Genomic DNA, 13,798 nt, shown 5'->3' on the forward strand with positions numbered 1-13,798 from the left:
CTATGAGGTATCATCCGCCCACTATGGAATTCTTAACTACTCCCTCTCAAAAATTCGATTTACCCAAGCGTATCAGCCGCCTGGGTGAACTTGCCACCAATTTGTGGTGGTCCTGGCATCCTGAAGCGTTCCGCTTATTTGGTCGTCTCGATTACGACCTATGGGAACGACTGAATCACAACCCGATCCGCTTGCTGAACGAGGTCGGACAGGCACGCTTGAATCAAGCCGCGAACGACAAAGAATACCTCGAGCATTACGATGAGATATTTAAGGGCTTCGACGCGTACTTCACCAAAGAGTCCTGGTCACAGAAAACGCACAAAAGCCTGAAAAAGCCCATCGCCTACTTCTCCATGGAATACGGTTTGCACGAAACCCTGCCCATCTACTCAGGCGGTTTGGGTGTGCTCTCCGGTGATCACCTCAAAGAATCTTCCGACCTCGGCTTGCCCTTCATCGCCGTCGGCTTCATGTATGCACAAGGTTACTTCTCACAGCGCATCACCGAAGATGGCTGGCAGGAAGCCGTCAACAATCCGCTTACCTTCGAGCACCTGCCCGTCACCCTTGTTCAAAAAGACGGCAAGCCTGTCACCGTCTCATTCGATTTCCCCGACCGAAAACTGACCGCACAGATCTGGGAAGTGCGCGTTGGGCGTGTGCCGCTTTACCTGCTCGACTCCAACGTCGAAAGCAACAACGACTACGACCGCCTGCTCACCGCCCGCCTCTACTGGTCAGACCTTGACCGCCGTGTCATGCAAGAAGTCCTTTTGGGAATTGGCGGTGTGCGCGCGCTGCGGGCGTTGGGATACGACCCCGCCGTCTGGCATATGAATGAAGGTCACGCTTCTTTCTTAACCCTGGAGCGGATCCGTGAACAAGTGGCTTCAGGCACCGCCTTTACCGCCGCCGCCGACAAGAACCGTGGACAGAACGTCTTCACCACTCACACCCCCGTCCCGGCTGGTAACGACGAATTCCCGCTGTACTTGATCGACAAATACCTTTCCACCTATTGGGGCGAACTGGGACTCACCCGCGAACAATTCATAGATGTCGCCAAGCACAACACCCCGCATGGTGACATGTATTCCATGCCGGTGCTTGCCCTAAAACTCTCTGGCGGTTCGAATGGCGTTTCGGAACTTCACGGCGAGGTCTCCCGCGATATGTGGAAGTTCCTGTGGGAAGACCGTGCTGTAAAAGATGTTCCCATTCAACACGTCACCAACGGCGTCCACACCCGCAACTGGATGGCGCGCCGCATGAACAACCTGCTCGAAAAACATCTCGGTGCTGCTTGGTACGACAATCTCGACGATCACGAACTGATGCAAAAGATCGACGGCATTCCCGACAAGGAACTTTGGGGAGTTCACCTGCATCTCAAACGCAAGATGGCGTTCTATCTCACCGAACGCGTACGTGACCGCTGGACTCGCGGCGGTTTCCATCCGGTGCAAGTCGTCGCTTCAGGCGTGCTCATCAATCCCTACGCCCTCACCATTGGTTTCGCGCGCCGCTTCGCCACCTACAAACGTGCCAGCCTCATTCTCTCAGACGTGGAACGCCTGCTCGAACTGATCAACCGACCGAATCATCCAGTTCAGATCATTTTCGCGGGCAAGGCACATCCTGCCGATGACCCCGGCAAGAAGTTGATCCAACAGGTTTATCGCACCGTAAAGAAAGCCGAGACCGGCGGTCGCATCATTTTCGTTGAAGATTACGACATGAACCTCGCACGTTACCTCGTTCAAGGTGTGGATGTGTGGCTGAACACCCCGCGCCGTCCTTACGAAGCCAGCGGAACATCCGGCATGAAAGCCGCCATCAACGGTGTGCCGAACTTCTCCGTACTGGATGGTTGGTGGTGTGAAGCCTACAATCAGAAGAACGGCTGGTCGATCGGTGATGACCGCAAATACGAATCCAACGAAGCGCAGGATGCCTTCGATGCTGAAAATCTTTACAACACGCTCGAGCATCAGATCATCCCGAAATTCTATGATCGCGACCCCAAGGAAATGTCCACTGCCTGGGTTGCATTCATGAAAGAATCGATGAAGACCGTCATCCCACAATTCTCCACCCGCCGTATGGTAAAGGAATACGTGCAGAAGTTCTACATCCCGGCATTGAAGAAATAAAATAATGTAGGGGCGACTCGCGAGTCGCCTCTACGTCAAGGATTGAAAATGTTCCCTGAAATTACAGTCGTCCAACTGGGCGAAAAACTGAAATCTGACGAAAAGTTCATTTTGCTCGATGTGCGCGAGCTCCCAGAGTTGACTCAAGCCAAGGTCGAAGACAGCAGGCTTGAGGTTACGCCATTGAGCCGTTTGGCAAGTGAAGGACCGGCTGCATTGTCCGAGTCGGTTCGAGCGCAGGATATCCCCGTCTACATCATGTGTCACCACGGCAGCCGCAGCGTGCAGGTGACCATGTGGCTGGCACAGCAAGGATATAAAAATATCTTCAATGTGCGCGGCGGTATTGATGCATATGCCCGGCAGGTGGATAGCTCTGTAGGCTCCTACTAAAAAGCAGGTCTCGCTTGAAGCGAGACCTGCTTTTTTATTTTTGTCCATTAAACCAGACTGCCACCCTTGCGGGCGGCAATCGTGGGGCGCTGTGGCTTCCTTTGACTTACTTGAGGAGGGATGCCACAGCGCTGGGTTTAATGCTACTATCCATGTTAGACATCACCTCCTCCTTTCATAAGGATGGCGAATTCAATTTGTGTGCCCCCGTGCGGTAGTGAAAGTATGCCCCAATTCAAATTGGATGTCAATAGCCCGATTTGCGATTCTCACAGAATTGTAATCTACACGAGGTGACGCCAGGAACCATCATCGAAGAATTTGATTTCTGATACCTTTTGAGAGACTCCGCAAGCCCTGCGGGACTATCCTCTAAAAATCTTCGTGGCGCTTCATGCCCTTCGTGGATAAAATAAATTCAGGAGTACCCATGAAAACCAACCCCAACAAACTCTGGATCATCGTGCTCGTGCTCGGCTGGCTGTTCGACTTCCTATTTTGGGAGAATGCCCCCGGCGTCAACTTCGCCATTTTTTGGACGGCGTGCCTCATTGCCGGTTTTTACCTGCTCCTCAGCAATGGACATCGCCCGCATCCTGCGACCTTGTTGCTGCTTCCGCTCTTTGGCTTTTTCGCCGCCATCACATTCATTCGCTCTGAGCCAATGACCACCTTCCTCGCCTATACCTTCACCATGTTCACACTGACAATTTTCACCGTCACCTATCTGGGCGGGCGTTGGATGCGCTATACCCTTGCAGACTATGTCAGCAAATCCTTTTCACTGGTGGGCAGCCTGCTTATTCGTCCCATCACCTTTGCTGCCGAGGCGCGCAAAACCCAAACCGAAGCGGGTGTGCAGCCCTCAAAATATAACTTTATGCCCATCCTGCGTGGACTGGTCATTGCCATTCCCATCGTAATGATCTTCGCCTCCCTGCTCGCCTCTGCCGATGTAGTCTTCAACCAACGACTGGAAGATCTTGTAGACGCTTTTAAACTCGAGAACCTGCCCGAATATATCTTCCGCATGATCTACATTCTCTTCATTGGCTATGGGCTGTCAGGCATCTTCCTGCATGCCGCCAACGCATCACAAGATGAAAAACTGGTCGGAGAGGAAAAACCGCTTGTTCCGGCTTTTCTCGGCTTCATCGAATCATCCATTGTGCTGGGCAGTGTTGTGGCACTTTTCGCTGCCTTCGTCGTCATCCAGTTCCAATATTTCTTTGGCGGCACTACCAACATCAACGTGGAAGGCTACACCTACGCCGACTATGCCCGTAAAGGCTTTGGCGAATTGGTCGCTGTGGCATTCTTCGCCTTGATGATGTTATTGACCCTGAGCGGCATTACCAAACGCGAAACCGAAACGCAGCGTAAAACCTATTCGGGTCTGGGCATTGCCCTTGTCGGGCTACTACTTGTCATGCTCGTCTCAGCATATCAACGCCTTAATCTCTACGAAGTGGCATACGGCTTCTCGCGCCTGCGCACCTACACCCATGTATTCCTGATCTGGATCGGCTTACTGCTCATCACCACCATTGTGCTCGAGGTTCTGCATAAAGAGCGCATGTTCGCCTTTGCCATGCTCATTGCTTCATTTGGCTTTGCCATCTCGTTACCCATCCTCAATGTGGATGCATTCATCGTCAACCAGAACATCCAGCGTGAACTGCTTGGTGGAAATACTGAAGCCCTGGACTCTCAATACTTCATTGAGCTTTCTGATGATGCTGTGCCCCCGCTCGTAAAGGCGCTTCGATCTTCAACCTTGCCTGATACCGTCCATGAGAAAGTCACCGCCGCTCTGACTTGCATCCGCTACGATCGAGACATCCAGCGCAATGACCGTGAATACAGCTGGCAGTCCTTCCATTTCGCCCGTGTCAATGCAGACAAGGCGCTCGCATCTGTTCAATCTGAATTGGATACCTTTACCATGGACGAGTCAGAATATCCCACCAAAGCCGTCTCACCTGACGGAGAAGAATTCCCCTGTTCCGAGTATTACTATGATTAATTTCAAGTAAGAACACGCCCGCATTGGATGTCTTTCAATCGTTGAACATCAATCATAAAAAAGGACACCCAATGGAAGACTTCAAATTAACCATCTTCTCTGATTACATATGACCGTGGTGCTATGTCGGCCAGGGTGTGGTCGAGAGGCTCAAAAAAGAATATAACGTGGAGGTGGAATGGCGCCCGTATTATCTGCGTCCTGATACCCCACCAGAAGGTATGGAACTGCCTGAATACATTTTGAAGGCACGTGCCAACGGTTCGGAAGAACGCCTGCAGATGATGGCTGAGATGCATGGGATGAATTTCAGGTCCACAGAGCGCATTTACAACACACGGATCGCTCATGAAGCAACGGAGTATGCGCGTGAACACGGAAAAGCCAACGAGTTCCATCACATCGTCTTCCGCAAAGTGTACAGCGACGGACAAGACATAAGCAAATGGGATGTCTTACGTGCCGCTGCCGAAGAAGCCGGGCTGGACGCGAACGATATGCAAACCACGGTGGATGGCGGCAAATACACAAAGGAAGTGGCTGGGCAAGTGCAATGGGCGCAGCAGATCGGCGTAACCGGCGTGCCTACTTACGTTATCAATAACAAATACGCCATTGTCGGTGCACAACCATACGAAGCATTCAAAAATGCATTGGCACAGATCGAAAAAGAACTAAAAGGGTAGAAAAAGAACGGCGGCTTGCGAGCCGCCGTTCTTTTTATTTTTCAACTTCCACTTCAACACTCAATATTCGGTCGAGTCGAAAGGTACGCTCGGCTTCACGGGAATGGCAATAGGCTTGCAGGTAGAGATAATCTGACAAGCCGATCACTTCACGCGGGGAGACCCAACGTTCGGAGATCTCACCATCCTTATCCATATATTGGATGAACAGACGTTTGCCGCTGTGAATTGCTTCACTCAGTTCTGTAGGTAGATAGATGCCCTCCTGAGGCCAGGCGGGCGAGTTGTAAATCCCGATCAGATCATCCAACGGTTTATTTACCGTCTTTAATGATTCCACCAGCGTAAAAAACAAATTTTTCACCATGACCGCATCTGCAAATGCGCGCGACCCCTGAATGTAGGTGGTGATCTGAAACTGCTCCGAAAGCTGTTCCAGGCTGTAGGAGGGCAGGTCATAATGATCGCGCGCCAGCAGCAGGGTGTCAATGAGGTTGGGAAGCTCAATGGTACGTCCAAGTTTTCGCGATTCGTTATCAAGGAATTGAATGTCGAATTTGGCATTGTGACAGACAACGATGGCATCGCTTAATGCCTCACCTACCTGGTCAATGACTTCGGCAAAGCGTGGTTTTCCTTTGAGTGCGGCAGCATCCAAACCGTTGACGTGAACCGCTGACGGCGAAAGTTCCCGCCCAGGGTCGAGAAGCAAGTCGAGGGTCCGTTTGATGCGCTTCCCTTCGGTCACGATCACGGCGATCTGGCAGATACGGTCTCCAAACCAGGGAGAAAGCCCGGTGGTTTCGATGTCCAAAAAAGCAAAGCGTGTATTGGATAGTTCAAGCATAGTAACGCCACCTATTCTAGTTTTCCAATCTTACCGTAAATTTTCAGGCAAAAACCAACCTTACGGCACCTTGCAAGGTGCTTTCAAAATTTCGTGTATCAGTGAGCTTTGCGGGTGGAATTGAAGAGATTTGGAGGGTATTCCTAACTGAGATGTTAAGTTTGCAAAATTGGAACACATATTAGTACCTGGGTACTAACTCATAGCCCGCTTATTAAAAATAGGTTTTGTTATCCTGCGAAATGGGTATCGGCAATACGTTGATGTAGATCCGACATCCAGCACTAAACAAGGAGAACAACATGAAAAAGATAGTGCATATCTTAATAAGTGCGGCTGCTGTTTTGGCTCTGACTATTTTGAATTACAACAACGCCGCAGCTCAACAAACCACAAAAGTTTTATACATCAGCCCGACAGGTAATGATGTGAACACCTGTACATTTTCCGCGCCCTGCAAGACGTTTAACCGCGCGCAAAGTCTGGCGGTTGCCGGAGACACCATACAAGCATCCGGAACATTCGCGCCCATCAACATTACCAAAAGCATTACCGTGCGGGGCGGGACGTATGATGGTGCCGGGCAAAGCGAGTCAATTTGTGTCAAGATCAATGCTGATAATGTGACAGTGGACGGTGTGACCGCCCTTAACTGCACATCACATGGCATTATCAGTTTCAAAGCAAACGCCATTATTCAGAATTCAACCGTGAAAAACAGCGTCTTGGAAAACGCATCACGGCAAATGAATGGCGGATGGGCAAGTTGTATCAAGGGCGAAAGAGGCTCCGTAAACCTTACAGTAAGGAATAATCGTGTAGAAAATTGTTACGGCGAGGGGATCGCCATCACAATGACTTTGGGCGCATTAGTGGAAGGCAACACCGTCATCGACGCTTATTCGGTTCTATATTACGTTGATAATTCCTCCAATGTTATTGTCAGTGGAAATTATGGCACCTGTACCGGCAACTCGCTCTTCAATCGTGGAACAAGCCGTCCCATGGGAATCGCGCTGGGAGAAGAGTACTACTCCGGCTGGGGCACACAGCTTCACGACATCAACATTTCAAGCAACACCATTCAAGGCTGCGAAAAAGGTATCATCGCTTTCGGCAGTATCGGAGTGTTAAGAAATATTACTATTAGCAGAAATACCATCCCTACCGGAATCGTAAAAAGCATTGTATTGGATGGCGCATCAAATTCGAATGTATTGATTGAGTACAACAATTATTTCAATACACCATAGATCAACTCAAGCACAGGCGTGACCATGGTGGGGAACACCATCATTGGAGCAGCCGCTTCTCCCACCCCAATTGGACCAGCCGCTTCTGCCACCCCAACGAGTATATCCCCCGGGCAAAGCGCCAACGAAGTTCGTGTATCTTCCGGCAATGATGATGTGGAAGAAAGCGCCGCCGGCTGGATGTATCTGGACAGCACCGACCTGGAATTGATCCACGACAGCGACAATCAGATCGTTGGCATCCGCTTCAATGGCGTGAACATCCCCAGCGGGGCGACCATTACCAATGCTTACATAAATTTCGCAGTGGATGAAACTGCTTCTGCCGCCACCAGTCTCTCCATCCAAGGTGAGGTGAGTCCCAACGCGGCTGCCTTCACCAGCGCGGATCGCAACGTCTCTTCCCGTGCAAGAACCGCCAATGTGGTCAGCTGGGCGCCAGCTTCCTGGCTCACCCTCGGTGCCTATCAGCAAACTCCGAACCTCGCACCCGTCCTGCAAGAGATCGTCAATCAGGCTGGCTGGACTAGCGGGAACTCCATGGTCTTCATGTTCACTGGCAGCGGCAGCCGCGTGGCGATCGCTTTCGAAACCAACCCTGCCCAGGCGCCTCTGCTTCACTTTGAATTCACAATGAATGCCAGTCCCTCCAATACCCCCACGGCGACTTTCACAGCGCTGCCCTCTGCCACACCGACTGCATCCCCCATATTTACATTCACGTCCACGCCGATCGCTCCAACAACGACGTACACTGCTGCGGCTCCGTCGGCAACTTTTACAAACACTGTTATTCCTTCAATGACTTACACTGTCGCTGCGCCATCTGCAACAGCAACAGCCACTCTCACCCAAGTTGCTCCAACAGTGACTGCCACTAAGGGCACACCTACCAAAACGCCCACAAAAACAAAGACACCCACAAAAACCAAAACGCCCACAAAAACTAAAACACCCACAAAAGCCGCCTCCACGAACACACCTGCACCTATCGTCCTCCTATCTTCCCCCGGGCAAAGCGCCAACGAAGTTCGTGTATCGTCCGGCAATGATGATGTGGAAGAAAGCGCCGCCGGCTGGATGTATCTGGACAGCACCGACCTGGAATTGATCCACGACAGCGACAATCAGATCGTTGGCATCCGCTTCAATGGCGTGAACATCCCCAATGGTGCAATAATCACAAACGCTTACATCAAATTTGCAGTGGATGAAACCACCTCTGCAGGCACCAGCCTCTCCATCCAAGGTGAGTCCAGCCCCAACGCGGCTGCCTTCACCGGCGCGGATCGCAACGTCTCTTCCCGTGCAAGAACCGCCAATGCGGTCAGTTGGGCGCCAGCTTCCTGGCTCACCCTTGGTGCCTATCAGCAAACTCCGAACCTCGCACCCGTCCTGCAAGAGATCGTCAATCAGGCTGGCTGGGCTAGCGGGAACTCCATGGTTTTCATGTTCACTGGCAGCGGCAGCCGTGTAGCGATCGCTTTCGAAACCAACCCTGCTCAGGCGCCTCTGCTTCACTTTGAATTCACAATGAATGCCAGCCCGTCCAATACTCCCACTGCAACGTTCACAGCGCTGCCCTCTGCCACACCGACCGCATCTCCCACATTTACGTTCACACCGGTCATGCCGACATTCACTTTTACATTCACGCCAATCATCCCGACATTCACATCAACCTTCACACCCATGCCGGTATATACAGACACACCCATACCGACGACCCAGCCAAGTGAGGTTGTCCCCATAGAACCTTCTGCAACGCCTGAAGCGCCCATTGAAGTGCCCACTGAAGTGCCACCAACAGAGGTCACACCCTAATCAATTCTGTTCGATCAAAAAGAGCTGCTCCTACCGAGGAGCAGCTCTTTTATTTATATTTTTCAAAAAGAAGAGTTACAAGCCTATCTTGAAAACTTCCTTGCCTTCTTTCAACAGCGCGTCATACCGGGCTTCCAGGGCTTTATTCGTCCCACGGAGTCCCTGAACCACCTTCTCGCTCCAGTCCAGATATTCCTGACGGCGCTTCAAAGACCAACTCGCAGGCGGAGAGTAGATCAAGTCATAAATGTTACATATCTTATCTGCCAGTTTGATCAGTTTCGCCTTGGACGTCTTTTGCCCCGCAGTCTCGATCTGCAATTGTTTGCGGACCTCTTTCGGCAGACTTTTATCATCGGTCACCTCAAGCACCAGTGACTGAGTCTCAGCACCAAATTCCCGGCGGATCTCATCAGGTGTGGCATCGGTATCTTCGATGGTGTCATGTAAAATCGCAGCGACCAGCACTGCTTCATCACGCACACTGCCCAACGTCCATAACGTTTCCGCCACCTGGATCGGATGGTTGATATATGGCGAAGATCTGGAATCCTTTCTTCGCTGTTCATTGTGTTTCTCCGCTGAAAAACGCAGAGCCTTGAGGATCATCCCGGTTGCTTCATCCATATTTTGTTTTCCTTAGGTCATACTCTATCAAACTTCCAAATTGTCAGACCGATGCATCCCGAAACCTTGCAGTCATCACCGGGCAACGGACTCGTTCCATGATCTCCGCTGTTACATTTGCCGAATACATCTGTCGTAATGAATGAACACTATACGAGGAGCCCATGCATAGCAGTTCATAATTTCCTTCCTGTGATTCTGCAACGATCTCCTCGATCACATTGCCATGCCTCACTTTTACAGAAGCACTCAACCCTGCCGTCTGCGCATTCTCCAGAGATTTGCGCAAACTCCTTCCCACTGGCGTGTCGGTCTCCGTCAGGTGCTGCCAGTTCTTACTGACCGCTTGTGCCGTGGGATAGTTCAAATCGATCGGCGGCACGATATGCAGCAATACGATCTCGGCGCCGCTTTTCACCGCCACCTGCATCGCAATATGTTCTGCATTCACATCGTAGCCAAGCCCGCCCACAGCGATCAATATCTTTTTGACAGGCACTCTGGTTTCAGGCACATACAATAATGGCTGCTCGATCTCTTCGATAAAATGACGGATCGAACGCCCCGCCATCATTCGCTGCAACTGAGGACGCCCAAGCGGACCCAGCACCACAATCGACTCATTTTGCTTCGCCTCATATGGCAGAACCTTTTCCGCGCTTCCATTACGGACTTCAAGCCTGTACGCTACTTCTCGCGCCTTAAACACGCTGACAGCCCGCTCGAACACATCCTCCAATGGATGCGTTGAATCAATGGCGGCAGGGTCCAGCCTCTCGGTGATCCCCAACAGCATGATCGGCAAATTCAGGTCGGCAGCCAGCCAGGCTCCCTGCTCAATGGCAGGGAAACTTTCCTTGGTTCCATTCGTAACGATCAAAATATCCGACGACATCATAATTCCCATCAACGAAAAAGAATAACACCGAGGATTCCCGCCCCGAGCAAGACCAGGGGCGACGGAACCTCAAACCATAACGCAACCGCACTCAACCCGGCAATGATCAATGTGCGTTTACCAATGGTCTTGGTCTGCCCTACACGGAATAACTCCCACGCCACCACCACGATCAATGCCGCCACAGCCGGGCTCATCCCCTTTACAAAACCCGTCAGCCAATCTTCATGCTGCACTTGTTGAAGCAGAAAAGCCACCACAAACATCATAACCGTCGGCGGCAGCACTGCACCCAGCAATGCTGTAAAAACGCCTGGCACGCCAGCGGCGGCATACCCTACGAACATTGCCAGTTTCAATGCTTCACTCCCCGGCAGAAAGTTCGAAAAACCCACAGCTTCTACAAAGCGTTCTTCCGTCATCAACGTGCCAACGGCTTCCTTGTATAACAAACCCACCGAAGCGGGTCCTGAAGGCGAAAGCAGGTTCACTTTCAGGAACATCCAAAACAACTGAGAATACTTTGAAGGATTCGATGTGTTCATGAGGCAGAAAGAAAGATCACTCCAATGATCCCTGCAATAATAATAACGAACCGTTCAGGGATCTTAAACCACATGGCAGCAAAGCTTGAGAGCGCCAGTCCCCAACCAAACCAGCTCATACCGCCGCCTTTTTCAAATATTTTCCAGGCGGTAAAAACCATCAACACCGCGATGGCGGGGGTCAGTCCTTCCACAAAACTGTTGACCCAAGCCTCGCGCCGCAACCGGTGCAAGACCATCGTCACACCGAGAATGATGATCGTCGGCGGCAAAATAGAGGCGGTCAACGCCACCAGCCCGCCAGTGACCCCACCCGCAGCATAACCGATATACATTGCCAGCTGAAGCGCATCACTTCCCGGTAAAACAGATGAAAAACCCACCGCCTGTACGAACTGAGCCTCCGTCACAAAACGCCCCACCGCTTCATGATACAGCAACCCCACCGAAGCAGGGCCAGAAGTGCTAAGCAAATTGACTTTTAGGAATGTCCAAAAAAGTTGAGAGAGTATGTCCACAACCCGAGTTTATCACGCCGCGATCGAGCCTTCCATTTTCAGGAGCCATCGCTTGGTTTTTAATCCGCCCATACCGCCATACCCATGCAACTTGCCATCTTTACCGAGCAAACGGTGACAAGGCACCACGATCGGCATGGGATTCATGGCATTGGCAGCGCCCACAGCGCGATAGGCGTTTGGATGATTTATTTCTCTGGCAATGTCAATATAGGTTCGGGTTTCGCCATAGGGAATTCTACAAACGGCTTGCAAAGCCTTACACTGGAAGGAAGTGAAATCACTCCAATCGATGGAAATTGTGAAATCCGTGCGCTTGCCGTTCAGATATTCGTGTAATTCTCGTGCGTAAGGATCTGCCTTCTTTTGATTCACTTCAAAAGGATGTTTGATTTTTTGTAAGTAAGCATCCAGCTTGGGCTGGTTACCTGCCCATTCAACAGCAACCAAGCCCAAGTCGGAAACGGCGAAGCGAAAATCTCCGAGGGGAGTATCGTGTAAGTCACCAAGATAGAGTTTGGGAGAAGATGTCATCTCGTTTTTTTCCTCAAGTACAAGTTCCTTGTGCCGTTTGCAGTCTTGTTAGTTGTCGGACAATCGTAGGGCAATCGTAGGGTTTGCGTCAAGTGCCATTCGGATAACCATGATAAATTTACGTCTGTAAGGTGATTTCTCTTCTCCTCCTTTCAAAGAGAACCGCGGTCGGCGTCCGCGGTTCTCGTATTTTAACGGGGAATTTCTGCAAGGTATAATCCTGTCACTCCACACTTTGAGGTTACCATGGCTGTAAAGATCACAATTATCGGTTTAGGGCAGATTGGCGCTTCCATTGGGCTGGCGCTCGCACCGCACAAAGATCTGCTGGTAATAACCGGGCATGACAAGGATTTTGGCATTGAACGGCGCTCAAAGAAGCTTGGGGCCGTCCATGAAACAGACCATAACCTGCCAAACTCAGTGGAAAATGCCGACCTGGTGATTCTTGCCCTGCCCGTACATGAGATCCGCGAAACACTTGTGCATATTGCCAAAGACCTCCGCAATGATGCAGTGATTGTAGACACCTCTCTTGTAAAGGTAAAAGTTGCCAAATGGGCAAAGGAAATTTTGCCCGAGACAGTCCACTATGTAGGAATCGCACCAGCAGTTGGACCCAAATATTTGGACTTAAGAGAAACCGGTCTGGACTCAGCCAAAGCGGATCTTTTCGAAAAAAGCGTTTTCCTGCTCTCAGCGCCTTCAGGCACCCCCGAACAAGCTGTGAAATTGGTCTCTGACCTGATCGGGTTTCTTGGTGCAACCACCCTATTAACCGATTTCGTTGAATCAGATGGTCTAATGGCAACCACCCATCTTTTACCCTGGCTGACTTCAACTGCTCTATTGAATGCAAGCACCAGTCAACCTGGTTGGATGGAAATGCGCAAATCTGCAAGTCAGGATTATTTCAATGCCACAGCTGCTTTTTCAGAGGGAAAATCGGCGCAGGCACTTGCAGAGTTAGCCATGCATAACCGTGAGAACGTCATCCGCACATTGAATGCGCTGATGAATGCTCTGCTCGATCTGCGTGAAGACCTGGAAAAGGCAGAGGAAGCCTCACTGCTCAAACGACTGGAAACTGCCCAGCAAAACCGCTTGAACTGGCTTTTAGAACGTGAGAGAGCCGAATGGACCAAAATGCCCGGCGCAATCGTGGAAAAACAAACAATGATGGAATCATTGTTCGGCTCGAAATTCGGCAAGATGGGAAAGCGCAAAGAATAAGCAGGAAGGCATGACCAATTTCTGCTATATTCTCGAATGTTCAGACGGCACCTACTACACCGGCTGGACCACCGACCCCGAACGGCGGCTCAAACAGCATAACAAAGGTGTTGGCGCGCGCTACACCAAGACGCGCCGTCCTGTAAAGTTGGTTTATTTGGAAGAACAGCCCGATAAGATCAGCGCATTAAAACGTGAGAGAGCCATCAAGGCTCTCTCACGAAAAAAGAAAATGGAATTGTTCATGATGTAGGGGCG

The 13,798-nt window shown here is 50.9% G+C and carries 13 protein-coding genes and 1 pseudogene; 8 read left to right on the forward strand and 6 right to left on the reverse strand.

Annotation, left to right across the window (positions count from 1 at the left end):
- Positions 1–23 precede the first annotated feature (23 nt).
- The 4 genes and pseudogenes from glgP to IPG80_RS21745 all read left to right on the forward strand — a co-directional run.
- Positions 24–2,156 carry an alpha-glucan family phosphorylase gene (gene glgP, locus IPG80_RS21730; protein WP_345111833.1) on the forward strand — a complete coding sequence of 711 codons (2,133 nt, stop codon included), beginning with the start codon at positions 24–26 and terminating at the stop codon, positions 2,154–2,156.
- Positions 2,157–2,204: 48 nt separating this feature from the next.
- Positions 2,205–2,549 carry a rhodanese-like domain-containing protein gene (locus tag IPG80_RS21735; protein WP_345111835.1) on the forward strand — a complete coding sequence of 115 codons (345 nt, stop codon included), beginning with the start codon at positions 2,205–2,207 and terminating at the stop codon, positions 2,547–2,549.
- A 430-nt stretch (positions 2,550–2,979) separates the two neighbouring features.
- Positions 2,980–4,575 (forward strand): DUF4173 domain-containing protein, encoded by a 1,596-nt coding sequence (locus IPG80_RS21740; protein ID WP_345111838.1) that lies wholly within the window; start codon positions 2,980–2,982, stop codon positions 4,573–4,575.
- Between the two features lie 125 nt (positions 4,576–4,700).
- Positions 4,701–5,261 (forward strand): annotated as a pseudogene (locus IPG80_RS21745) (DsbA family oxidoreductase); the annotation flags it as partial.
- A 34-nt stretch (positions 5,262–5,295) separates the two neighbouring features.
- Here IPG80_RS21745 and IPG80_RS21750 read toward each other — a convergent pair.
- Positions 5,296–6,108, reverse strand: coding sequence for an exonuclease domain-containing protein (locus IPG80_RS21750; RefSeq protein WP_345111840.1), 813 nt, complete (start codon positions 6,106–6,108; stop codon positions 5,296–5,298).
- Between the two features lie 302 nt (positions 6,109–6,410).
- On the opposite strand from IPG80_RS21750, the gene IPG80_RS21755 reads away from it, so the two are divergent.
- Together IPG80_RS21755 and IPG80_RS21760 are read left to right on the forward strand one after the other, a co-directional pair.
- Positions 6,411–7,361 carry a right-handed parallel beta-helix repeat-containing protein gene (locus IPG80_RS21755; RefSeq protein WP_345111843.1) on the forward strand — a complete coding sequence of 317 codons (951 nt, stop codon included), beginning with the start codon at positions 6,411–6,413 and terminating at the stop codon, positions 7,359–7,361.
- A 24-nt stretch (positions 7,362–7,385) separates the two neighbouring features.
- Positions 7,386–9,185, forward strand: coding sequence for a hypothetical protein (locus IPG80_RS21760; RefSeq protein WP_345111846.1), 1,800 nt, complete (start codon positions 7,386–7,388; stop codon positions 9,183–9,185).
- 75 nt (positions 9,186–9,260) lie between these two features.
- Here the strand turns inward: IPG80_RS21760 and IPG80_RS21765 are convergent, their stop codons facing one another.
- From IPG80_RS21765 to IPG80_RS21785, 5 genes are read right to left on the reverse strand one after another with little or no spacing between them, the layout of a single operon-like run.
- Complete coding sequence (locus tag IPG80_RS21765) at positions 9,261–9,812, reverse strand: HD domain-containing protein (protein ID WP_345111848.1); 552 nt, start codon at positions 9,810–9,812, stop codon at positions 9,261–9,263.
- Between the two features lie 43 nt (positions 9,813–9,855).
- Positions 9,856–10,719 (reverse strand): universal stress protein, encoded by an 864-nt coding sequence (locus IPG80_RS21770; RefSeq protein WP_345111851.1) that lies wholly within the window; start codon positions 10,717–10,719, stop codon positions 9,856–9,858.
- A complete protein-coding gene (locus IPG80_RS21775; RefSeq protein WP_345111853.1) occupies positions 10,719–11,255 on the reverse strand; it encodes a chromate transporter in 537 nt (178 codons plus the stop codon). The genes IPG80_RS21770 and IPG80_RS21775 overlap by 1 nt, the downstream gene beginning before the upstream one ends.
- Complete coding sequence (locus IPG80_RS21780; RefSeq protein ID WP_345111856.1) at positions 11,252–11,773, reverse strand: chromate transporter; 522 nt, start codon at positions 11,771–11,773, stop codon at positions 11,252–11,254. The genes IPG80_RS21775 and IPG80_RS21780 overlap by 4 nt, the downstream gene beginning before the upstream one ends.
- Positions 11,774–11,785: 12 nt before the next feature.
- Positions 11,786–12,307: a methylated-DNA--[protein]-cysteine S-methyltransferase gene (locus tag IPG80_RS21785; RefSeq protein ID WP_345111859.1), complete on the reverse strand. Its 522-nt coding sequence runs from the start codon at positions 12,305–12,307 to the stop codon at positions 11,786–11,788.
- A 246-nt stretch (positions 12,308–12,553) separates the two neighbouring features.
- Between IPG80_RS21785 and IPG80_RS21790 the strand changes: the two genes are divergently transcribed.
- Together IPG80_RS21790 and IPG80_RS21795 are read left to right on the forward strand one after the other, a co-directional pair.
- On the forward strand, positions 12,554–13,540 hold the full coding sequence (locus IPG80_RS21790) for a prephenate dehydrogenase (RefSeq protein ID WP_345111862.1): 987 nt from the start codon (positions 12,554–12,556) through the stop codon (positions 13,538–13,540).
- 10 nt (positions 13,541–13,550) lie between these two features.
- A complete protein-coding gene (locus IPG80_RS21795) occupies positions 13,551–13,793 on the forward strand; it encodes a GIY-YIG nuclease family protein (RefSeq protein WP_345111865.1) in 243 nt (80 codons plus the stop codon).
- Positions 13,794–13,798 lie beyond the last annotated feature (5 nt).

The organism is Candidatus Villigracilis vicinus, from assembly GCF_016702885.1.
Classification (GTDB): Bacteria; Chloroflexota; Anaerolineae; order Anaerolineales; family Villigracilaceae; genus Villigracilis; species Villigracilis vicinus.